The organism is Mesorhizobium sp. M0500 (assembly GCF_040321165.1).
Classification (GTDB): domain Bacteria; phylum Pseudomonadota; class Alphaproteobacteria; order Rhizobiales; family Rhizobiaceae; genus Mesorhizobium.
In genome coordinates, this window is the sequence record NZ_JAMYRB010000011.1 from 30,935 (window position 1) to 53,005 (window position 22,071).

Genomic DNA, 22,071 nt, shown 5'->3' on the forward strand with positions numbered 1-22,071 from the left:
GCAGAAGAATTCCGCTGCGCGCGACGAAATCTCGTTCAATGTGTCGCTCACATGGCCGCGCTTTTGCATCCGGTCAAGGCCAAGCAGTCAAAATGCGGCCCTGTACGGAATGCGCAACCCAACGGCGCCATGCGATTTTCCGCAATCCTGGATAAGGGAAATGGGCAGCCTATCGCTGGACAAGCCCGGCAATTGATCCTGGAGAACGGGACAAACTCTCCCGCGGATATAAGAGAAACATCGAGCACGCGCCAGCCCTGCTTGAACAGATGCTGTGAAGCGCGCAATCGGTAGCCCGGCATTTTGCTCGGACAGTCGCAAGGAAGTACCGTGCTGAAAAGCTGGCCGCCGGGGCGGTTGGGTCGAGTTCCCAGCGACCAGCCGTGTTACCGCCTGTTACAGCCGATCAGAAGCTCAAGGCCTAGTCGGCCTTGGCGATATGCCAGACGCCGCCGACACCCTCGCCGGTCACGTCGCCGGCCTTCTTGTCCTTGATGAACGTGTAGAGCGGCTTACCTTCGTAGGCCCACATCCTGGTGCCGTCGGTGCGGTCGACGATCGTCCACTCGCCCTCGGCCTTGGCGTTGGCGTCAGCCTTCAGCGGCGGCCAATTGGCGGCGCATTTGTCGTAGCAGTTCGACTTGCCCGCCTCGTCCTTGTCGTAGGTGTAGAGCGTCATGCCGCTGGCGTCGGTGTAGATCTTGGTGCTGCCGACCTCCGCTTCCTTCCACGCCTCGGCGGCGAAGGATGCGGCAGTGCCCAGCAAAAGCGCGGCCATGCCAGTTGCGATCGTTTTCATGGACTTCTCCCTGGATCATTCGAAAAGCGCGCGGAACAACGCAGCTTCGTTTGATCAACGCTGCCTGGCTGCCCTTTCTTCCCGGGCGGGCGTCGGCTTGCTACCCAATGTGATGGGGCCACGCGATGGTGATTGGCGGACAGCTGTTGTCGCGGCTATATGGCTGCGCAGTCATCGGGAGACGGAAATGGCATTGGACGTCGGCTATGTCAGTGCGATCGGGGCGGGAGCGATTTCGTTCCTGTCGCCTTGCGTGCTGCCGCTGGTGCCACCGTACCTATGTTATATGGCCGGCGTCTCGGTCGACGATTTCCGCGGCGAAGCCGGCATTACGGCAAAGGCCGGGGCGCGAGGCGCGCTGATCAATTCCTCCATCGCCTTCGTGCTCGGCTTCTCGACTGTCTTCGTCGCGCTCGGCGCCGGTGCCTCGACGATCGGCCATTTGCTGCGCGTTTGGCAGGAGCCGCTGGCGATGGCAGCCGGCGTGCTGATCATCCTGATGGGGCTGAATTTCCTCGGCGTACTGCGCATCCCTTTGCTTTCACGCGAGGCGCGCTTCCAGTCACAAGGCAAGCCGGCCAGCCTGATCGCCGCTTACGTAATGGGCCTGGCCTTCGCCTTTGGCTGGACGCCCTGTATCGGCCCGGTGCTGGGGCCGATCCTGACGCTTGCCGGCGGCCGCGAGACGGTGGGCGAGGGCGCGCTGCTGCTTGCCGCCTATTCGCTCGGCCTCGGTATTCCCTTCCTCGTTGCGGCGCTGTTTTCAGGCGCCTTCATGCGCTTTCTCGGGAAATTCCGCGTCCATCTCGGCCGCGTCGAAAAGGCCATCGGCGCGTTGCTGGTGGTCGCCGGCGTGTTTTTCCTGACCGGCGGCGTGCAGGCGGTGTCCTATTGGTTGCTCGAGACTTTCCCGGTGCTGGGGCAATTGGGATAGGTTTGCCGCCCGGCCGAAGCGCGAGGCCGTAGCTGCGGCGCAAGGCACCGCAGCTACGCGGTCCATTCACCTTCGAAATAGCCCGGCTGGTCGATATCGGCGATGAGCCCGGGTCCGCTCGGCGCCCACCCCAGCAGCGCGCGAGTCCGCTCGCTCGAGGTCGGGACATCCATCGCCGCGAACATCGCGAACCAGCCAAAATGATCGGCGGCTTCTTCCGCGGACTTGGCGACCACCGGCACGTTCAGGTGCCGGCCGATCACGCCGGCGACGTCCTTGAACGGCACGCCTTCTTCGGCGATCGCGTGATATCGCCCGCCATCGGCTCCATGCTCGAGCGCAAGCCGGTAAACGCGAGCGGCATCGAACCGATGCACGGCAGGCCAGCGATTGAGCCCTTCGCCGATATAGGCCGACACGCCCTTCTTGCGAGCGAGGTCGATGAGAATAGGAACGAAGGCGTGGTCGCCCTGGCCATGGACCGCCGGAGGAAGGCGCACAACCGACGCGCGCACGCCGCGTGCCGCCAGCGCGGCGGCTGTCGCTTCGGAGGCGCGGGGATACGAAGCGGAAGAGGGGACAGGCACATCTTCCTCGGTCGCGATACGGCCCCGCGCCTGGAGCGCGGTTCCGGAGGTTACGAGCAGGGGCCGCTCGGAGCCTTCGAGTGCACCGCCCAAGGCCTCGATGGCGCGCCGGTCCATCTCGCAATTTTGCGCGAATTTCGAGAAGTCGTGGTTGAAGCCGGCATGGATCACGCCATCAGCTGCCGCTGCGCCCCTGCTGAGGCTTTCGAGGTCTTCGAGGTCACCTCGATGCACCTCGGCTCCGGTGGCTGCAAGCGACTTGGCCGACGCCGCCGAGCGGGCGAGGCCGAGCACCTGATGGCCGGCGCCGATGAGTTCTTGAACGACGGCAGAACCGACGAATCCGGTCGCTCCGGTAACGAAAACACGCATCACGACTTCTCCTTGTTCGTTTCTGACCACGACCATTTTCGCGGCTCAGTTATGTCGTGATAGGCGCTTGAGAAAATACGATCTATGCGGCAAAGTCCGTATTATCTTCGCAATCGTCCGGAATGACCTGTGGATCCCCTTTCAGATGTGCTCTCGCTGCTGAAGCCGCGAAACTATATGTCAGCCGGTTTCGATGCTGGTGGTGAATGGTCGATCCAGTTCCCCGACCAGCAGCAAAGCATCAAGACCGGAGCGGTGGTCTCCGGCCGGTGCTGGCTATCTGTGGAGGGCGTTGCTGACGCAGTGCGCCTTGAGACGGGAGACTGCTTCCTGCTGCCGAGTGGACGGCCTTTCCGCCTTGCAAGCGACATGAGCTTGACGCCTGTTGAAGCCGTCAGGATTTTTCCGCCTGCGCGAGCCGGCGGTGTCGTGACCCACAATGGCGGTGGTGATTTCTTTCTGGTCAGCAGCCGCTTCGCGCTTGGCGGCAATCATGCCGGCATCCTGTTGCGGATGCTGCCAGCCATTGTGCATATCCGCAAAGAGTCGGACCAGTCGGCGCTGCGCTGGTCGGTGGAGCGGATGATGCAGGAGCTGCGCGAGCCGCAGCCGGGCGGCTTTCTGATGATCCAGCACCTCGCCCACATGATGCTGGTTCAGGCGCTGCGGCTGCATCTTTCGGAAGGATTGAAAGGTGGCATCGGCTGGCTCTTTGCCCTCGCGGACAAACAGATCGGCGCGGCGATCAGCGCCATGCATGACGATCCGGCGCATGGCTGGACGTTACAGGAACTGGCGGAACGGGCCGGCATGTCGCGATCGACCTTTGCGCTCAGATTCAAGGAGACGGTTGGCGCGTCGCCGATGGACTATTTGACGCGCTGGCGAATGCTGCTGGCCGGCGAACGGCTGACGAATTCCAGCGATCCCGTCGCCGTCATAGCGCTCTCGCTCGGCTACGAATCCGAAAGCGCCTTCAGCACAGCCTTCAAGCGGGTCATGAACTGTTCGCCACGGCAATACGGCCGTGGCCGAGCCTCCAGTTTCGCATCACGCAACGAGGCGGAAGCCGCGTGAGCCGATCGGCTTGAGCGTGTCGCGGGTTGGAGGTTCCACCGTCTCACCGGAATTTAACCGCATTGGTGCAGCATGGCGCCAGTGCTACTAACGCTTCGATTCCAGACCCCTTTCAACGGTTGCCATCCCATGAGCCAGAGAACCTGCCTGTCCATCATCCTCGCCGCCGGCGAAGGCACGCGCATGAAGAGTGCAGTGCCGAAAGTGCTGCACACAATCGCCGGCCTGCCGATGGTTGCCCATGTCGTCAAGGCGGCCGAAGCCGCCGGCAGCGGCGAGTTGGCGCTGGTGATCGGCCATGGCGCCGATGAGATGCGCAAGGCGGCACTCAAGTTTGCGCCGAAGGCCGAGGCTTTCGTCCAGGAAAAACGTCTCGGCACCGCGCACGCCGTGCTTGCCGCACGCGCAGCAATATCAAAAGGTTATGACGACATCTTGGTGATGTTTGGCGACACGCCGTTGATCGATCCGGAAGCGCTCGCGGCGGCGCGGCTGAAGCTGGCGGAAGGTGCGGCCGTCGTCGTGGTCGGCTTCCGTACGGAAAATCCTTCGGGCTACGGCCGGCTTATCGAAAAGGCCGGCAAGCTCGTGGCCATCCGCGAGGAGAAGGACTGCTCGGACGAGGAGAAGAAAATCACCTTCTGCAATGGCGGGCTGATGGCGGTCGCCGGCAGGCACGCGCTGAAGCTGCTCGATCAAGTCGGCAGCAAGAACGCCAAGGGCGAGTATTATCTCACCGACATCGTCGAGATCGCCGCTGCGCAGGGACTTGATGTCGTCGCCACCGAAGCCAGTTTCGAGAACGCGCTCGGCATTAACAACCGTGCCGAGCTTGCCCAGGCGGAAGATATCTGGCAGCAGCGCCGCCGGCGCGAGGCGATGCTTTCTGGCGTTACGCTGATCGCGCCCGAAACCGTGTTCTTCTCGCACGACACCGAGATCGGCGCCGATACGATCGTCGAACCCAATGTCTGGTTCGGGCCGGGCGTGAAAATCGCCACGGGGGCCAAGATCCATGCCTTCAGCCATATCGAAGGCGCCACCATCGCGTCGAATTGCGATGTCGGGCCGTTCGCGCGGCTGCGGCCCGGGGCCGATCTGAGAACCAAGGCCAAGGTCGGCAATTTCTGCGAGGTCAAGCAGGCGATCGTCGAAGAGGGCGCCAAGGTCAACCATCTGACCTATATCGGCGATGCCCGCATCGGCGCCGGCGCCAATATCGGCGCCGGCACCATCACCTGCAATTATGACGGCTATTCGAAATTCTTCACCGATATCGGCGAGGGCGCCTTCATAGGCTCGAACTCCTCGCTGGTGGCGCCGGTGTCGATCGGCAAGGGCGGCTACATCGCCTCGGGCAGCGTCATCACAGAAAGCGTACCCGACGATGCGCTGGCCTTCGGCCGCGCCCGCCAGCGGACTCTAGCCGGCAAGGGCAAGGAGTTGCGAGAGCGTTTTTCTCAGGCCGCGGCGGCCCGCAAAAAAGGGTAGACTAGCGGAACTCGGCGACAAGCTGGATTTCGCCAACGATTGCATCGTTGAAGGCCGACAGGTCTTCGGCCGGGATCCAGTATTCCAGATGCGCCCGGCTGCCGGCATGCTGGACGCTGTAACGGTCCAGAAAGCTGCGACGCACCTCGAAACGCGTCACGAAACCTGATCCGCTCGCGGGCACATTCCAGTCTCGGGCGATCTGGGTGGCATAGGCCTCGCTGGTGACCGGATAGAAGATCGGCTGATCGGCAAGTCGAGGAGGAAAGGCGCGCATCCCTGCCTTCTGGATCAACTCCAATTCGCGGGGGCCGACCGGACGCCAAAGCGTCACCGTGTCAATTCGTTCGTTCATAGCCGCATCATGTCTTTGACTGATTTCTGGAGCCGTTGAGGCGAGATAGGATACATAAGCGGAGAAACTGAGCAATTGCAGTAACCGGATTGCAAGTGCGCCCTGTCATGGTGCATCTGTGCAGGATAGTCCGGCTGATACCGGACGAAATGGAATGTGATTTTTCGCGACAGCCCGGCAGTCTCTAAATAGCGCCGGGTTTGAGGTCGGAATCGGGGGCAAGCGCCATGTGCGGTATCGTTGGAATTGTCGGTAACTCGCCGGTCGCGCCGCTTATCGTCGATGCGCTGAAAAGGCTCGAATATCGCGGCTATGACTCGGCCGGCGTCGCCACGATCGAGCACGGCAGGCTTGACCGCCGCCGTGCCGAGGGCAAGCTGGTCAATCTCGAGCGCCGGCTGAAGGACGAACCGCTCGACGGCATGATCGGCATCGGCCACACGCGCTGGGCCACACATGGCGTTCCGAACGAGAGCAATGCGCATCCGCATTTTTCCGACGGCGTCGCCATCGTCCATAACGGGATCATCGAGAATTTCGCCGAATTGCGCGACGAGCTGATGCGCGACGGCTACAGTTTCGCCTCGCAGACCGATACCGAAGTCGTCGCTCATCTGGTGGCGCGCGAACTGGCCAAGGGGCTGAAGCCGGTTGAGGCGGCGCACAAGGCACTGAAGCGGCTGGAAGGCGCCTTTGCGCTCGCCATCATGTTCAAGGGCGACGAGGATCTGATCGTCGGCGCGCGCAATGGCCCGCCGCTCGCGGTCGGTCATGGCGACGGCCAGATGTTCCTTGGCTCCGACGCCATTGCGCTTGCCCCTTTCACCAATTCGATCACCTATCTGGAAGACGGCGACTGGGCGGTGGTGCGCCGCAACGAGGTCGATATCTTCGACATGGGCGGCAACAAGGTCGACCGCAAACGCCAACAGTCGCTCAGCACGAGCTTCATGGTCGACAAAGGCAACCGCCGCCATTTCATGGAAAAGGAAATCCATGAGCAGCCGGAAGTGATCTCGCACACGCTGGCGCATTATGTTGATTTCGTCAGCGGCGTCTCGAAGCCGCTCGACCTGCCGTTCGATTTCGCCAAGATCGACCGGCTGGCGATCTCGGCCTGCGGCACCGCCTATCTCGCCGGGCTGATCAGCAAATACTGGTTCGAGCGCTATGCGCGGCTGCCGGTCGACATCGATGTCGCTTCGGAGTTCCGCTACCGCGAGATGCCGCTGTCGAAGAACGATGCCGCTTTCTTCATCTCGCAATCGGGTGAGACCGCCGACACGCTGGCGTCGCTGCGCTACTGCCGCAAGGCCGGCATGAAGATCGGCGCGGTCGTCAATGTGCGCGAATCGACCATGGCGCGCGAATCCGACGTCATCCTGCCGACGTTGGCCGGCCCGGAGATCGGCGTCGCTTCGACCAAGGCGTTCACCTGCCAGCTTTCCGTGCTGGCCTCGCTGGCGGTGCGGGCGGGCGTGGCGCGCGGAACGATTTCGCAGGAGCAGGAGAAAACGCTGATACGCGAGCTGTCGGAAGCGCCGCGTTATGCGAACCAGGTGCTAAAGCTCGACGGGCAGATCGAAAAGGTCGCGCGCGACCTCTCGCACTACAAGAATGTGCTTTATCTCGGCCGTGACACCAATTTTCCGCTGGCCATGGAAGGTGCGCTGAAGCTCAAGGAGATCTCCTACATCCATGCCGAAGGCTATGCTGCCGGCGAGTTGAAACACGGCCCGATCGCGCTGATCGACGAGAACATGCCCGTCATCGTCATCGCGCCGCATGACCGCATCTTCGAAAAGACCGTGTCGAACATGCAGGAGGTCGCGGCACGCGGCGGCAAGATCATCCTGATCACCGACAGCAAGGGCGCCGCACACGCTACGGTGAAGACGATGGAGACGATCGTTTTGCCGGACGTGCCGGAAATCATCTCGCCGATCATCTACGCGCTGCCGATCCAGATGCTCGCCTATTTCACCGCCGTGTTCATGGGCACGGATGTCGACCAGCCTCGCAACCTGGCGAAATCGGTAACGGTGGAATAGGTCTCGTTTAAAAACTTCGCCATTCCAAAGCGCCTTGGGGTTCAGTAGTGTCGCGCTGCAAACACACGCTGCGGTGAACCATGTCGGATGCTCTCAAGACCTCAGGCATGACCCGGCTGAGAAACTATTTCCTGACCGGCTTCGTCGTTTGCGCGCCGCTGGCGATTACTGCCTACATTGCCTGGTCGCTGATCGGCTGGGTCGATTCCTGGGTGAAACCCTACATTCCGGTACGCTACAATCCGGACACCTACCTGCCGTTTCCAGTGCCGGGTTTTGGGCTGATCGTTGCCTTGATCCTCATCACCTTCATCGGCTTTATGACCGCCAATATCGTTGGCCGCGCCATCGTCAACTTCGGCGAGCGCCTGCTTGGCCGCATGCCGCTGGTGCGCGGCATCTACCGTTCGCTGAAGCAGATTTTCGAGACCGTGCTGTCGAACAAGGGCGACATGTTCCGCCAGGTCGGGTTGGTCGAATATCCGCGTAAAGGGGTCTGGTCGCTTGTCTTCGTCGCCAGCGAGAAAGAAACCGAGATCAACCAGAAGCTCGACCGGGAAGGCGATCCGCTGATTGCCGTGTTCATGCCGTGTACGCCCAATCCGACGACGGGCTTTTTGATGTATGTGCCGAAATCCGACATCGTGCTGCTCGACATGACGATCGAGGACGGAGCCAAGCTGATCGTTTCGGCCGGCCTGGTGGCGCCGGCAGTCAAAATGGTGACGGTGAACGGCGAGCAGATCCACGGCGCGCTTGCCAATCCTCCGCTCGACACGATGCCTCAGCCGGCACGCAGGAGCCGCACGGCCTCGTCGCGGCCGAACAGATAGAGCAACAGGCGCAGCGCCGTGCCGCGATCGGACTGCAATTCCGGATCGCGCGACAGGATCAGCCGCGCATCGTCCCGAGCGGCCTCGAGCAGGTCGGCATGCGCCTCGATGCGCGCCACCTGGAAGCCCGGCGTGCCGGACTGGCGGGTGCCGAGCAACTCGCCTTCGCCGCGCAGCTTCAGATCCTCTTCGGCGATACGGAAGCCGTCCTCGGTCTCGCGCATTACCGACAAACGGCGTTTTGCCGTCTCGCCGAGCGGATCCTTGTAGAGCAGCACGCACGATGAAGGCTTGTCGCCACGCCCGACCCGGCCGCGCAATTGGTGCAACTGGGTAAGGCCAAAACGCTCGGCATGCTCGATAACCATGATTGTCGCATCAGGCACATCGACGCCGACCTCTATCACTGTGGTGGCGATCAGGATACGGGTGTCACCCTGCTTGAAGGCGCGCATCGCCTCGTCTTTGTCGGTGCCTTTCATGCGGCCGTGCACCAGGCCGATGCGGTCGCCGAACAGCGGCTCCAGCGAGGCAAAACGGTCCTCGGCCGACATCAGCTTGATCTCCTCGGATTCCTCGACCAGCGGACAGATCCAGTAGATTTTCTGGCCATCGGCGACGGCGTCGAGCATGCGTCCGATCAGTTCGTCGAGCCGTTCAAGCGGCAAGGTGACGGTGCGGATCGGCTGGCGGCCGGCCGGCTTTTCCGTCAGCTTCGACACATCCATGTCGCCGAATGCAGTCAGCACCAGCGTCCGCGGTATCGGCGTTGCCGTCATCACCAGCATGTCGGGCGCGTCGCCCTTGGCGGTGATCGCAAGGCGCTGGTGGACACCGAAACGGTGCTGCTCGTCGACGACGGCGAACACGAGGTCACGGAACGTCACCGTTTCCTGGAACAGCGCATGGGTGCCGACGACGATGTCGATGTCACCATTGGCCAGCCCGGTCAGCGTGTCGGCACGCTCGCGGCCCTTTTCGCGACCTGTGAGGACGGCGACACGCAGGCCGGCCCGTTCCGCCAACGGCGCAATCGTTGCCAGATGCTGGCGCGCCAGGATTTCGGTCGGCGCCATCAATGCCGCCTGGCCGCCGGCCTCGACGGCACGCGCCATGGCAAGCAGCGCGACCACCGTCTTGCCGGAGCCGACATCGCCCTGCAAAAGGCGCAGCATGCGTTCGGGGTCACCGAGATCGGCGTTGATTTCGGCAAGCGCCATTTCCTGCGACATGGTCAGCGAATAGGGGAGTGCCACGCGCAGTTGTTCGACTATGCGGCCGTCGCCGACGAGTGGCCGGCCAGATAATCGGCGGACCTTGGCCCGCACCAGCGCCAGCGATACCTGGCCGGCCAAGAACTCGTCATAGGCAAGGCGCCGCCACGCTGCGCCGTCGACAGAGACGTCGATCGGGTCGGCAGGATTGTGGATGCGGTTGAGCGCATCGCTGAAAGCAGGAAAGGCATGGCGGCGCCGGAACTCACCGTCCTGCCATTCGGGCAGCACCGGCAGGCGGGCCAGCGCCTGGCCAATCGCCCGGCGCAGCACCTTGCCAGAGAGCCCGGCGGTCAGCGGATAGACCGGCTCGACCAAGGGAAGGTTTTCCGTGTCGCCGGCAAGTGCGATATGGTCGGGATGAACCATGGTCGGGCGGCCGTTGAACCATTCCATGCGGCCGGAGACGACGACATGCTCGCCTACGGGCATTGCTTTTTCGAGATAGGCGGCATGGGCATGGAAGAAGGTCAGCGCGATCTCGCCGGTGTCGTCATGGGCGTAGACTCGGTACGGGACCGACCTGTTGCCGCGTGGCGGCGGCTGGTGGCGGTCGATGCATACATCGAGTGTGACGATGGCGCCCTCGGCCGAGCCGGCGATGCCGGGCCGGTTGCGGCGGTCGATGACAGTATGCGGCAGCACGAACAAGAGGTCCCCGGCGCGCGCGGCCCGGTCGCCGAGGTCGGCGGCTACGACTTTTTCGATCAGGGCGCCAACTTTTGGCCCGACCCCGACAAGCGAGGTGATCGGGACAAACAGCGGATCGAGGAGGGAGGGACGCATGATGTCAGCTTATGTTGCGGCGACTGTAGCGCAAGGCTGACACCGCCTTCTATCCACGCTATATGCGCCGCCTGGGCAAGGATGTTGCAAGATGACCGGAACGAAACGATCAAGCGAGGGGCTCGATGCCCGCCGCCGCAAGCTTCTGTTTCGTTCGTGGCACCGCGGCATGCGCGAGATGGACCTTATACTCGGCAGCTTCGCCGACGCCGAGATCGGCGCCTTGACCGGCGACGAAATCGACCAATATGAGAGGCTCCTCGACATTCCCGACACCGAATTCCTGCCTCTCGTCACTGGCGAACGCCCGGTTCCGGCGGATATCGACTGTGCCGTCCTGCAAAAAATCCTGGCTTCGCGCCGGGAGATGACCTTCTGAACAACGTGTAGCCATGAGCCTTATCCCTACGATCGGTCTGCCGAAAGGCCGCGCCGGCCAGTTCATCGTCGATGGCGTCGCCGACGGCTACGAAGCCTTTGCGCTGGTGCAGGCTGCGCACGAGATCGCCCCTGACAAGCCGGTGCTGTTCGTGGCGCGCGACGGCCAGCGTCTGCCGGCGATCGTCGAGGCGCTTGCCTTTGCCGCTCCAGGCCTGCCGGTGCTGGAACTGCCGGCCTGGGACTGCCTGCCTTACGACCGCGTCTCGCCCGGCGCCGATGCCGCCGCAAGGCGGCTCGACGCACTGGCCGCAATGATTGCGCTGGCGAAAAAGCCGCACCGCGCCGTCGTCCTCAGCACCGCGAATGCGCTGTTGCAACGCATTCCGCCGGCTGAACTCGTCGAGGCGCAGACCTTCCACGCCAAACCCGGCAACCAGATAGACATGAACGTGCTGGTGTCGCGGCTGGAGACTTCCGGCTTCGAGCGAGTGCCGACGGTGCGCGGCATCGGCGAATTTGCGGTGCGCGGCGGCATTCTCGATCTCTTCGCGCCCGGCTGGATGGAGGCACTGCGCCTCGATTTCTTCGGCGATACGCTGGAATCGATCCGCGTCTTCGACACCGCAACCCAGCGCACCATCGGCCAACGCAAATCGATGGCGCTGCAGGCGATGAGCGAGGTGGCGCTGACGCCGGAAACCATCAGCCGCTTCCGCCGCGCCTACATCGAAGCCTTTGGCGCGCCCTCCCGCGACGATGGGCTCTATGCGGCGGTCAGCGAGGGCAGGCGGTTTGCCGGCATGGAGCACTGGCTGCCGTTCTTCTATGAGCGGCTGGAAACCGTCTTCGACTACCTGCCCGATGCGCCTGTGGTTTTCGACCATCTGGCGCATGAGGCACTGGCCGAGCGCCACACTCTGATCCTCGACCACTACGAAGCGCGCAAGAAGCAGGCCGACGGCGCCTTGAAGGACGCGGTGCCCTACAAGCCGGTGCCGCCGGATCTGCTCTATCTGTCGCCCGAGAACCTGATTGCCTCGCTTGGCCCGCGCGAGGCGATAGATTTCACGGCCTTCGACGCGCCCGATGCCGGCGCGAAAAAGGTGTTCCATGCCGGCTCGCGCCACGGCCGCAGCTTCGTCGAGGAACGCGCCGATCCTAACGCCAACGTTTTCGACGTCGTCGTAAAACACATTTCCGACGAGCGCGCTGGACGCCGCCGCGTCATCGTCGCCGGCTGGACTGAGGGTTCGCTCGACCGGCTTGGTCAGATCCTGGCCGAGCATCATCTTGGCAATCTGAAGCCGGTGGCGACGCTTGCAGAAGCCGAAAAGCTTGAGCCGGGGCAGGCGGGACTGGCCGTGCTGCCGCTCGAATCCGGCTTCGAGACAGAGAAACTGGTCGTCGTCGCGGAGCAGGACATTCTCGGCGACCGGCTGATCCGGCGCTCGAAGCGCAAGAAGCGTGCGTCCGACTTCATCGCCGAGGCTTCGGCCTTGTCGTCAGGCGATATCGTCGTCCATGCCGACCATGGCATTGGCCGTTTCATCGGGTTGCGTACCATCGAGGCGGTTGGTGCGCCTCACGATTGCCTCGAGATCCACTATGCCGGCGACGATCGGCTATTCTTGCCGGTGGAAAACATCGAGCTGCTGTCGCGCTATGGCTCGGATTCGGCCGAGGCGACGCTCGACAAGCTTGGCGGTGGCGCCTGGCAATCGCGCAAGGCGCGGCTGAAGAAACGCCTGCTCGACATGGCCGGGCAGCTGATCCGCATTGCCGCCGAGCGGCAGATGCGGGCAGCACCGGCGCTGGTGCCGGCGGAAGGCCTCTATGGCGAGTTTGCAGCGCGTTTTCCCTATGAGGAGACCGATGACCAGCAGACGGCGATCGATTCGGTCATGGATGATCTAGGCGCCGGAAAGCCGATGGACCGGCTGATCTGCGGCGACGTCGGCTTCGGCAAGACCGAAGTTGCACTTCGCGCCGCCTTCATTGGGGCGATGGAAGGCTTTCAGGTGGCCATAGTGGTGCCGACGACATTGTTGTCGCGCCAGCATTTCAAGACTTTCTCGCAGCGCTTCTCCGGCCTGCCGATCCGCGTCGCCCAGGCCTCGCGGCTGGTCGGCGCCAAGGAATTGGCGGAGACCAAGAAGGGCATCGCCGAAGGCCAGATCGATATCGTCGTCGGCACGCATGCACTGCTCGGCTCCTCGATCTCGTTCAAGAATCTTGGTCTGCTGATCATCGATGAGGAGCAGCATTTCGGCGTCAAGCACAAAGAGCGGCTGAAGGATCTCAAGACCGACGTCCACGTTCTGACGCTGTCGGCGACGCCGATCCCGCGAACGCTGCAGCTTGCCTTGACCGGTGTGCGTGAGCTGTCGCTGATCGCCACGCCGCCGGTCGACCGCCTGGCGGTGCGCACCTTCATCTCGCCCTTCGATCCGCTGGTCATCCGCGAGACGCTGCTCAGAGAACGCTACCGCGGCGGCCATTCCTTCTACGTCGTACCGCGCATCAGCGATCTCGCGGAAATCCATGATTTTCTGCGCGAATCTGTACCTGAGCTGAAAGTGGCGGTGGCCCATGGCCAGATGCCGCCCGGCGAGCTCGACGATATCATGAATGCCTTTTATGACGGCCAGTACGACGTGCTTTTGTCGACCACCATCGTCGAATCCGGCCTCGATATACCGACCGCCAACACGCTGATCGTGCATCGCGCCGACATGTTCGGCCTGTCGCAGCTCTATCAGTTGCGTGGCCGCGTCGGCCGTTCGAAGGTGCGCGCCTATGCGCTGTTCACGCTGCCCGCCAACCGCAAGCTAACCGATACAGCCGAGCGTCGGCTGAAAGTGCTGCAGTCGCTCGATACGCTAGGCGCCGGTTTCCAGCTGGCCAGCCACGACCTCGACATCCGCGGCGCCGGCAATCTGCTCGGCGAAGAGCAGTCCGGGCACATCAAGGAGGTTGGCTTCGAGCTCTATCAGCAGATGCTGGAGGAGGCGGTGGCCGAAGTGAAGGATTCCGGCGAGGTGCAGGACGGCGGCTGGTCGCCGCAGATCGCCGTCGGCACGGCGGTAATGATCCCGGAAAGCTATGTCCCGGACCTGCAGCTGAGGCTCGCGCTCTATCGTCGTCTTGGCGATCTCGAAAATACGGAAGAGATCGATGCTTTCGGCGCCGAGCTGATCGACCGGTTCGGGCCGCTGCCGGAAGAGGTTGAACATCTGTTGAAGATCGTCTTCATCAAGGCGCTTTGCCGCAAGGCCAACGTGGAGAAGCTCGACGCCGGGCCGAAAGGCGTCGTCATCCATTTCCGCAAGCGGGAATTCCCCAATCCGGTCGGGCTGGTCAAGCTCATCGGCGAACAGGGCTCGCTGGCCAAGATCCGTCCGGACCAGAGCGTCGTCTTCAGCCGTGACTGGGCGACGCCCGAGAAGCGGCTGGCTGGCTCAGCGGTTGTCATGACGCAGCTGGCGCGGCTGGTGGAGAAGGCGGCGTAGCAGCGCGTCGCTGGTGGTCTGGGCACAGCCGCACCGGCACTTTCGCCGTGCCGTGCTCATTCGCCACGCGACCACTTCCGGTCTAGAATAGGAAATCGGCTTCGTGTATGGAGCCGCGACCCCATGTGGGGCGGATTGGCGGGCGATGGCGTCCGTGTGAAAGAGCGTTAGGTGCTTCGATGACGAAATGGTCGCCGAATTCGTGGAGAGCTAAGCCGATCCAGCAGGTTCCTGCCTATCCGGAACTTGCCGCGCTGAGGAACACGGAAGCCCAGCTTGCCACGTTTCCGCCGTTGGTTTTTGCAGGTGAGGCACGCAAGCTGAAGAAGCAGCTTGCAGCCGTCGCTGCCGGTGACGCATTCCTTCTGCAGGGCGGCGATTGCGCCGAGAGCTTCGCCGAGCATGGCGCCGACAATATCCGCGACTTCTTCCGCGTCTTCTTGCAGATGTCGGTGGTGCTGACCTTCGCCGGCGCACAGCCGGTGGTGAAGGTCGGCCGTGTCGCCGGCCAGTTCGCCAAGCCGCGCTCGTCCGACAATGAGACCAAGGGCGGTGTGACGCTGCCCAGCTATCGCGGCGACATCATCAATGGCATCGAGTTCGATGCCAAGTCGCGCATTCCCGATCCTGCGCGGCAGGAGATGGCGTACCGCCAGTCAGCGGCCACGCTCAACCTTTTGCGTGCCTTCGCCCAAGGTGGCTATGCCAGCCTGGAGAACGTGCATCAATGGATGCTTGGCTTCGTGTCCGACAGCCCGCAGGGCGAGAAATACGAGTCTCTCGCCAACCGCATCACCGAGACGATGGACTTCATGAAGGCCGTCGGCATCACCTCGGAGACCAATTACGCGCTGCGCGAGACCGATTTCTACACCAGCCACGAAGCGTTGCTGCTCGGCTATGAGGAGGCGCTGACCCGCGTCGATTCGACCTCCGGCGACTGGTACGCCACCTCCGGCCACATGATCTGGATCGGCGATCGAACGCGCCAGCCCGACCATGCCCATGTCGAATACTGCCGTGGCATCAAGAACCCGCTCGGCCTGAAATGTGGCCCGTCGCTGACGCCGGATGGCCTCTTGCAGCTCATCGACCTGCTCAATCCGGAGAACGAGCCCGGCCGGCTGACGCTGATCGCGCGTTTCGGTTCCGACAAGGTTGCTGACCACCTGCCGAAGCTGGTGCGCGCGGTGCAGAAGGAAGGCCGCAGCGTGGTGTGGTCGTCCGACCCGATGCATGGCAACACCATCGAGGCCGCCGGCTACAAGACACGGCCGTTCGACCGCATCCTGAAGGAGGTGCAGACCTTCTTCGAGGTGCATCGCGCCGAAGGCACGCATCCGGGCGGCATCCATGTCGAGATGACCGGCAAGAACGTCACGGAATGCACCGGTGGCGCCCGCGCCATCACCGCCGAAGAGCTGCAGGATCGCTACCACACCCATTGCGATCCGCGCCTCAACGCTGACCAGGCGATCGAGTTGGCGTTCCTGGTCTCCGATCTGCTCAAGAAGACCCATCCGGTCCAGCACAAGCAGGCCGTCAATGGCTGATACGATCTGAACTGTGATGTCATTGAAGAAGCGCCGGGCGAAAACCGGCGCTTTTTCTATTCAATCCCGCCGGTGTCGCATTTGCTCGTGCCTAACGCGCGCAAAACTGGAATCCTGCCAGGCGATGGCAATTGCATCGGGAGGCCGACATGGCTGACAGTCACAGCGGATCATGCTTGTGCGGGGCAGTGCGGTTCCAGACACGAGGACCGCTACGCGGTGTCGTCTACTGCCATTGCTCGCAGTGCCGGAAGCAGAGCGGGCATTTTTATGCGGCGGCCAATGTTGCCGACCGCGACATCACAATCACCGGCGCGGAGAGCATCACCTGGTACGAGGCCTCTTCGTTCGCCAGGCGCGGCTTCTGCAAGACATGCGGCTCTCTGCTGTTCTGGAAGCCGAGCGATGACGGCTATGTTTCGGTCATGGCAGGGCTGTTCGACGCGCCAACCGGGCTTCAAGGAGAATGCCATATCTTCGTCGGCGACAAGGGCGATTATTACGCCATCGATGACGGGCTGCCGCAGTTCGAGAAGTCGACGCCGTCGATCAAGGTGGCAGGCGACTGATTTTTGAAGAGGTCGCCTTATTCCCTTGGTCCAGCCATTGCGCTAATCCCCTGCCGGTGATTCCGAAGGGTTTTGGCATGCAGCGGCTGATCGACGCTTTTTACAACTCGGTGCGGGCGTTTCGCAAACTGGCCGCCAGCGAGGAGGCCTTCCAGCTGGAGCTGACGCTGCTTGTGCTTGCCTTGCCGCTCGGCTGGTTCCTTTCGGAATCGTGGCGCGGCTATGCGCTGCTTATCGGCGCGGTGCTGCTCATGATCATGATCGAGGTGTTGAACACCGGCATCGAGGCGGCATGCGACGCGTTCAGCCGCGAATTCAACATCGATATCCAACTGGCCAAGGATTGCGGTTCGCTGGCGGTGCTTATTTCGGTGGTAATCGCTGCAGGCGTCTGGGGCGTCGCCATCGTCGAGCGGATCCTCGGGGTACCGATCTGACGTTTCAAACACTACATGCCGGTCAATTGAGGGAACCGACATGACCGATACCGCCGGATTTCTGCTGCTCGAACGTGAGGGCCTGCCGGACGATCTGCGCTGGCTGGCCGAAAAATATCCGCGCGAGATCTGGCAGGCGCATGCCAACATCCACGGCGTGGCCAATATGTGGCTGCAGCGGCACGATATGTTCCGCGAGCTTGGCGGCATGCTCACCAATGGTATCGGCGATTATCGAGAAGGTAGGCTGAACGCGCCGGAATTCGCGCGCTGGTTCGCGCCGCGCCTCAACCATTTCCTCGGCAATCTCGACGGCCATCACAATGTCGAGGGACCATCATTATTTCCCGGTCTTCGCCAGGGCCGAGACCCGTCTGAAGCGCGGCTTCGAGATTCTCGATGCCGATCACCACACAATCCATGAGGGACTGGAGCGCAATGCCGAGGCGGCAAATGCCTTCATCCGCACGCTTCAGGAGAGCGAAGACAAACAGCGTTTCGCCGCCGATGCCTATGCCGACGAGAACAGCCGGCTGATCGCCATGCTGACCAGGCATCTTGCCGACGAGGAAGACCTGATCATCCCGCTGATCCTGGAAAAGGGTGACCGTGCGCTCGGCATAGATTGACGATCAGCTTCCCTTGCGAAGCTCCTTCTTGGCGAGGAAGTGCGACGCCAGCCAGCCGAGGATAGCCACAACGAGGCCGATTGCCAGAGCGATCAGCAACCGCTCGTGGCGGGCCAGCGCCTGGCCGACGATGTGCTCCGCGCCCAGCCCGAAGACATAACCGACAGTGCAGAACAGTGCCGCCCAGACTACCGACGAGATGGCGTTGAGGATGATGAAGCGCGCCGCGGCGATGCCCGACAGCCCGGCCGCGATTCCGCCGACCAGTCGCAGGCCATAGATGTAACGGTTCGACAGCACGAAAATGTTGGGATGAGAGGTGACAAGGCGGTAGGCGTGGCTGAAGCCCGGCCGGGCTCGGAGCCTGATCACGAATTTATGGTCGGCGAAGCTCCGTCCCAAGATGAAGAACAACGTGTCGCCACCGAAGGCGCCGAGCGCGGCTGCGAGAAACGCCTGCCACGGGACGAAGACATGCTGATGCGCAAAAAAACCGCCAAGAATTGCGGCGCTTTCGCCCTCGGCGACGCAGCCCAGAAAAACCGCGACCAATCCATATTGCTCAATGAGACGATGGATGACTTCCGTCATGAAGACGTTCGCTGCTTCGACAGAATGTCGTCGATGCGCTTCACCTGCTCGGCCAGCCGGGCGATCTCGTCTCGCATGCCGATGATCTGGCTGTGGCGCAGTTCGTCGAGCTTTTCGTGTAACGCCATGATCTCGATCTCGGCCTTGAGATTAACCTCATAGTCGTGGGCGGCGTCGATTCGATCGCGCTCCGTCTGGCGGTTCTGCGCCATCATGATCACTGGCGCCTGCAGGGCGGCAACCATGGAAAGCACGAGATTGAGGAAGATGAAGGGATAGGGATCGAAGGCGGCGCGCGACAAGAGCCAGACATTGCCTGCCGTCCACAGGATCAGGAAGCCAATGAATGCCAGGATGAAGGACCACGAGCCGCCGATCCGGGCGATGGTGTCGGCTAGGCGATCTCCAAACGTCTGGTGAAAGGCGACGGCCTTGTTGGTGTCCTTGGAGATCGTGGTGCGCTCGAGCGTAGATTGCAGTACCCGGCTTTCGAGCGCGCTGAGGCCGTCCGGCTTTCGCTTCAGCCAGCGGCTTGCCAGGTCCTCGATCGTTTTGTTCATCGTCGCCTCCGTCGTCAGCGATGAGGTAGAAGCTGCCGGTTCATACGGGAAGTGGTAGATTGACGCGATGGGGTCAGGAAACAATGGTGGATTTTCAGAAAATTCGCGCCCGTGCAGCGAAGCGCAAAGGCGGTGAGGCAGCGCTGACGTCGCTGCTGGGTCCTATGCCCGACAATGCCGCGGTGGCAAAGATTGCGGACGACCGGATCCTGTCGACCATGGCCGAGCGGGTTTTTGCCGCCGGCTTTGTCTGGCGCGTCATCGAGCAGAAATGGCCGGGTTTCGAGGAAGCATTTCTTGGCTTCGAGCCGAAGCGGCTGCTGTTCCAGCCTGACGATTTCTGGCACGATCTCACAGCCGACAAGCGCATCGTCCGCAATCCGCAGAAGATCAAATCCGTACGCGACAACGCAGCCTTCGTCGAGCGCGTGTCGAAGGAGCATGGCAGCTTCGGCAAGTTCCTGGCCAATTGGCCGGCGGATGACCAGGTCGGATTGATGGCCTATCTCGGCAAGCATGGCAGCCGGCTCGGCGGCAATACCGGCCAGTATTTTCTGCGCTGGCTGGAGTGGGACGCCTTCATCGTCTCGGCCGACATGGCGGCAGCGCTGCGCGACGCCGGGCTCGACCTCGCGCAGAGCCCGACATCGAAGAAGGACCTGGACAAGATCCAAGTGCAGATAAACGCCTGGGCGGCGGAAACCGGGCTGCCGCGCCGGCACATTTCGCGCATTCTGGCAATGTCGATCGGCGAGAACCATCCGCCGGAAGCCTTGCGCGAATATATGGGCGAATAGGATCGACTGTTTGGTCCAAACGAACGCCATTGCTCGACGAATTTTGCCGCGCTAAACCCACGGGCATGACAGACAAGACCGCTCCAGACGTATTGCGCATCGCCGTCGCCCAGCTCAATCCGACGGTCGGCGACGTCGCCGGCAATCTTGCCAAGGCACGCGAGGCGAGGGCGGATGCCGCCCGCCAAGGCGCCGACCTCGTGCTGTTTACCGAGCTTTTCCTTGCCGGCTATCCGCCTGAGGATCTGGTGCTGAAGCCCGCCTTCCTGAAGGCCTGCGAGCGGGCGGCGGAGGATTTCGCCGGCGATACCGCCGACGGCGGCCCGGGTTTCGTCATCGGCACGCCGTTGAAGCGCAAGACCGGCACGCACAATTCGATCATCTTTGCCGATGGCGGCAAGATCCTTGCCGAACGCTACAAGCTCGATCTGCCGAATTACGGTGAGTTCGACGAGAAGCGCGTCTTCCAGGCCGGCCCCGAGATCCAGGGGCCGGTCAATTTCCGCGGCGTGCGCGTGGGAGTGCCGATCTGCGAAGATATCTGGGGCGAGGTTGCCGTCTGCGAGGCGCTGGCCGAAAGCGGCGCGGAAATCCTGCTGGTCCCGAACGGCTCGCCCTATTACCGCGGCAAGGTCGACGTCCGCCACCAGATCGTCATCCGCCAGGTCATCGAATGCGGACTGCCGATTATCTATGCCAACCAGCTTGGCGGCCAGGACGAGCTGGTTTTCGATGGCGCATCGTTTGCCATAGGTTCTGACAAGACGCTGGCCTTCCAGATGAGCCAGTTCGAGGAGACGGTCAACGTCACCACCTGGAAGCGAAAGAATGACATCTGGTTCTGCTCTGACGGACCGATGTCGAAAATCCCGGAGAAGGAGGAGGCCGACTACCGCGCCTGCATGTTGGGCCTGCGCGATTACGTCAACAAGAACGGCTTCAAGAATGTCGTGCTCGGCCTTTCCGGCGGCATCGATTCGGCGATCTGCGCGGCACTTGCCGTCGATGCGCTGGGCGAGGAACGGCTGCGCGCCGTGATGATGCCTTACCGCTACACTTCGAAGGACTCGCTGAAGGATGCCGAGGACTGCGCCCGCGCACTCGGCTGCCGCTACGATATCGTGCCGATCTTCGAGCCGGTCGAGGGCTTCCTGCACACGTTGACACAGCTTTTCGAGGGCACCAACGAAGGCATCACCGAGGAAAACCTGCAGAGCCGGGCCCGCGGCACCATCCTGATGGCGATTTCCAACAAGTTCGGCTCGATGGTGGTCACCACCGGCAACAAAAGCGAGATGTCGGTCGGCTACGCGACGCTCTATGGCGACATGAATGGCGGCTTCAATCCGATCAAGGACCTCTACAAGATGCAGGTCTATGCGCTGTCGCGCTGGCGCAACGCGCATGTGCCGCCGGGTGCGCTCGGTCCGTCCGGCGAGGTGATCCCGACCAACATCATCGACAAGGCGCCCTCGGCGGAACTGCGAGAGAACCAGACGGACCAGGATTCGCTGCCGCCCTATCCGGTGCTCGACGACATATTGGAGTGCCTGATCGAAAACGAGATGGGTGTCGACGACATCGTCGCGCGCGGCCATGACCGGGCGACGGTGACGCGCGTCGAGCACCTGCTTTACGTCGCCGAATACAAGCGCCGGCAGGCGGCACCCGGTGTGAAGATCACCAGGAAGAATTTCGGCCGCGACCGCCGCTATCCCATTACCAACCGGTTCAGGGATGGCGGGTAGGCGATTGGCCTGTTTAACGGTTTAGCCATGGCCAACCTTGAAATCAGCTTCGACCCGTCGCGGATCGACTTCCGGGCGACGTCCGACATTTTGAAGGAGAGCTATTGGGGCAGTGGCCGCAGCGACGAACTGCACCGCCGCGCCTTCGCCAACTCACTGTGCGTCGGCGCCTATGTCGGCGGCAATCAGGTCGGCTTCGGCCGGGCGATCACCGACCGTACGGTATTTGCCTATCTCGCCGACATAATTGTCTGGCCCGGGTATCGCGGACAAGGCATCGGAACCCGGCTTGTCCAGGCGCTTATCGACCACCCGGACGTCAAGACGGTCACGCATTGGAGCCTGTCGACCAACGACGCCCATGCGGTTTACGAGAAGCTCGGCTTCAGGCCTTCCACCGACGGCCGCTATATGCGCTTCGACCGTATCCCGGCAACCTGAACAGAGGCAGCGCACAACCCGCGATTGTTGCAAAATCGTCTCACTGCTTGGACCAGATGCGCTTTTGGCTATCTACTGACTTGGCGCGGCGTTGAGGCGTCTCTATAAACACCTCTCCGCGATTCCCCTTCAGGAGGAACCGAATGCTAGGATTTGACATCGTTATGCGAGGCCGCGAAGCCTAGGTCTTGGTCACTGCGCCGCGAGATAGCCTCGCGGCAAGGCTGAACCGAGGCAGGTATTTCGCCGCTGCCGGTCGCCGCCCCTCTACAGGGCCGCCAAATACGCCAAACCTCC

General features: G+C 62.4%; 21 protein-coding genes. 14 read left to right on the forward strand and 7 right to left on the reverse strand.

What is annotated here, in order from left to right; all coding sequences use genetic code 11:
- Positions 1-421 precede the first annotated feature (421 nt).
- Positions 422-799 carry a COG4315 family predicted lipoprotein gene (locus NKI70_RS20030; RefSeq protein WP_352594491.1) on the reverse strand — a complete coding sequence of 126 codons (378 nt, stop codon included), beginning with the start codon at positions 797-799 and terminating at the stop codon, positions 422-424.
- A 187-nt stretch (positions 800-986) separates the two neighbouring features.
- Between NKI70_RS20030 and NKI70_RS20035 the strand changes: the two genes are divergently transcribed.
- On the forward strand, positions 987-1,733 hold the full coding sequence (locus tag NKI70_RS20035) for a cytochrome c biogenesis CcdA family protein (protein ID WP_352594490.1): 747 nt from the start codon (positions 987-989) through the stop codon (positions 1,731-1,733).
- A gap of 53 nt (positions 1,734-1,786) precedes the next feature.
- Here NKI70_RS20035 and NKI70_RS20040 read toward each other — a convergent pair whose 3' ends face one another.
- Entirely contained in the window at positions 1,787-2,692 is a 906-nt protein-coding gene (locus tag NKI70_RS20040; RefSeq protein ID WP_352594489.1) for an SDR family oxidoreductase, read from the reverse strand.
- Between the two features lie 129 nt (positions 2,693-2,821).
- Here NKI70_RS20040 and NKI70_RS20045 point away from each other — a divergent pair, with 129 nt between their 5' ends.
- Together NKI70_RS20045 and glmU are read left to right on the forward strand one after the other, a co-directional pair.
- A complete protein-coding gene (locus tag NKI70_RS20045; RefSeq protein WP_352594488.1) occupies positions 2,822-3,769 on the forward strand; it encodes an AraC family transcriptional regulator in 948 nt (315 codons plus the stop codon).
- Between the two features lie 129 nt (positions 3,770-3,898).
- Positions 3,899-5,260 (forward strand): bifunctional UDP-N-acetylglucosamine diphosphorylase/glucosamine-1-phosphate N-acetyltransferase GlmU, encoded by a 1,362-nt coding sequence (glmU, locus tag NKI70_RS20050; RefSeq protein ID WP_352594487.1) that lies wholly within the window; start codon positions 3,899-3,901, stop codon positions 5,258-5,260.
- 1 nt (position 5,261) lies between these two features.
- Here the strand turns inward: glmU and NKI70_RS20055 are convergent, their stop codons facing one another.
- Positions 5,262-5,615, reverse strand: coding sequence for an ADP-ribosylation/crystallin J1 (locus NKI70_RS20055; protein ID WP_352594486.1), 354 nt, complete (start codon positions 5,613-5,615; stop codon positions 5,262-5,264).
- A gap of 227 nt (positions 5,616-5,842) precedes the next feature.
- On the opposite strand from NKI70_RS20055, the gene glmS reads away from it, so the two are divergent.
- The gene (glmS, locus tag NKI70_RS20060) at positions 5,843-7,666 is read left to right on the forward strand and encodes a glutamine--fructose-6-phosphate transaminase (isomerizing) (protein ID WP_352455656.1); all 1,824 of its coding nucleotides are present in this window, start codon (positions 5,843-5,845) and stop codon (positions 7,664-7,666) included.
- 80 nt (positions 7,667-7,746) lie between these two features.
- Positions 7,747-8,499, forward strand: coding sequence for a DUF502 domain-containing protein (locus tag NKI70_RS20065; protein ID WP_023680026.1), 753 nt, complete (start codon positions 7,747-7,749; stop codon positions 8,497-8,499).
- On the opposite strand, the gene recG is transcribed toward NKI70_RS20065, so the two are convergent.
- Positions 8,451-10,559, reverse strand: coding sequence for an ATP-dependent DNA helicase RecG (recG, locus tag NKI70_RS20070; RefSeq protein WP_352594485.1), 2,109 nt, complete (start codon positions 10,557-10,559; stop codon positions 8,451-8,453). The two genes, NKI70_RS20065 and recG, sit on opposite strands and share 49 nt — an antisense overlap.
- Before the next feature lie 91 nt (positions 10,560-10,650).
- Here recG and NKI70_RS20075 point away from each other — a divergent pair, with 91 nt between their 5' ends.
- The 5 genes from NKI70_RS20075 (at position 10,651) to NKI70_RS20095 (ending at position 17,008) form a co-directional block, all read left to right on the forward strand.
- Positions 10,651-10,938, forward strand: a complete 288-nt coding sequence (locus NKI70_RS20075) for an FAD assembly factor SdhE (RefSeq protein ID WP_023680023.1) — start codon at positions 10,651-10,653, stop codon at positions 10,936-10,938.
- A gap of 13 nt (positions 10,939-10,951) precedes the next feature.
- Positions 10,952-14,449, forward strand: a complete 3,498-nt coding sequence (gene mfd, locus NKI70_RS20080) for a transcription-repair coupling factor (protein ID WP_352697738.1) — start codon at positions 10,952-10,954, stop codon at positions 14,447-14,449.
- Positions 14,450-14,628: 179 nt separating this feature from the next.
- Entirely contained in the window at positions 14,629-16,002 is a 1,374-nt protein-coding gene (locus NKI70_RS20085; RefSeq protein ID WP_023680020.1) for a class II 3-deoxy-7-phosphoheptulonate synthase, read from the forward strand.
- 149 nt (positions 16,003-16,151) lie between these two features.
- A complete protein-coding gene (locus NKI70_RS20090) occupies positions 16,152-16,571 on the forward strand; it encodes a GFA family protein (RefSeq protein ID WP_352574951.1) in 420 nt (139 codons plus the stop codon).
- 77 nt (positions 16,572-16,648) lie between these two features.
- Positions 16,649-17,008 carry a diacylglycerol kinase gene (locus NKI70_RS20095; protein WP_254820160.1) on the forward strand — a complete coding sequence of 120 codons (360 nt, stop codon included), beginning with the start codon at positions 16,649-16,651 and terminating at the stop codon, positions 17,006-17,008.
- Between the two features lie 22 nt (positions 17,009-17,030).
- On the opposite strand, the gene NKI70_RS20100 is transcribed toward NKI70_RS20095, so the two are convergent.
- Entirely contained in the window at positions 17,031-17,327 is a 297-nt protein-coding gene (locus NKI70_RS20100; RefSeq protein WP_352692315.1) for a hypothetical protein, read from the reverse strand.
- Between the two features lie 4 nt (positions 17,328-17,331).
- Here NKI70_RS20100 and NKI70_RS20105 point away from each other — a divergent pair, with 4 nt between their 5' ends.
- Complete coding sequence (locus NKI70_RS20105; protein WP_352692314.1) at positions 17,332-17,637, forward strand: hemerythrin domain-containing protein; 306 nt, start codon at positions 17,332-17,334, stop codon at positions 17,635-17,637.
- Positions 17,638-17,640: 3 nt separating this feature from the next.
- On the opposite strand, the gene NKI70_RS20110 is transcribed toward NKI70_RS20105, so the two are convergent.
- Both NKI70_RS20110 and NKI70_RS20115 read right to left on the reverse strand, forming a co-directional pair.
- A complete protein-coding gene (locus tag NKI70_RS20110; RefSeq protein ID WP_352574954.1) occupies positions 17,641-18,228 on the reverse strand; it encodes a DedA family protein in 588 nt (195 codons plus the stop codon).
- On the reverse strand, positions 18,225-18,788 hold the full coding sequence (locus NKI70_RS20115) for a DUF1003 domain-containing protein (protein WP_023680015.1): 564 nt from the start codon (positions 18,786-18,788) through the stop codon (positions 18,225-18,227). Before NKI70_RS20115 ends, NKI70_RS20110 begins: the two co-directional genes overlap by 4 nt.
- 83 nt (positions 18,789-18,871) lie before the next feature.
- On the opposite strand from NKI70_RS20115, the gene NKI70_RS20120 reads away from it, so the two are divergent.
- The 3 genes from NKI70_RS20120 (at position 18,872) to NKI70_RS20130 (ending at position 21,774) form a co-directional block, all read left to right on the forward strand.
- Entirely contained in the window at positions 18,872-19,585 is a 714-nt protein-coding gene (locus NKI70_RS20120; RefSeq protein ID WP_352619848.1) for a DNA-3-methyladenine glycosylase I, read from the forward strand.
- Between the two features lie 65 nt (positions 19,586-19,650).
- Positions 19,651-21,333, forward strand: coding sequence for an NAD+ synthase (locus NKI70_RS20125; RefSeq protein WP_352724860.1), 1,683 nt, complete (start codon positions 19,651-19,653; stop codon positions 21,331-21,333).
- A gap of 27 nt (positions 21,334-21,360) precedes the next feature.
- Positions 21,361-21,774 carry a GNAT family N-acetyltransferase gene (locus NKI70_RS20130; protein WP_352636790.1) on the forward strand — a complete coding sequence of 138 codons (414 nt, stop codon included), beginning with the start codon at positions 21,361-21,363 and terminating at the stop codon, positions 21,772-21,774.
- The last annotated feature ends 297 nt before the right edge of the window (positions 21,775-22,071 follow it).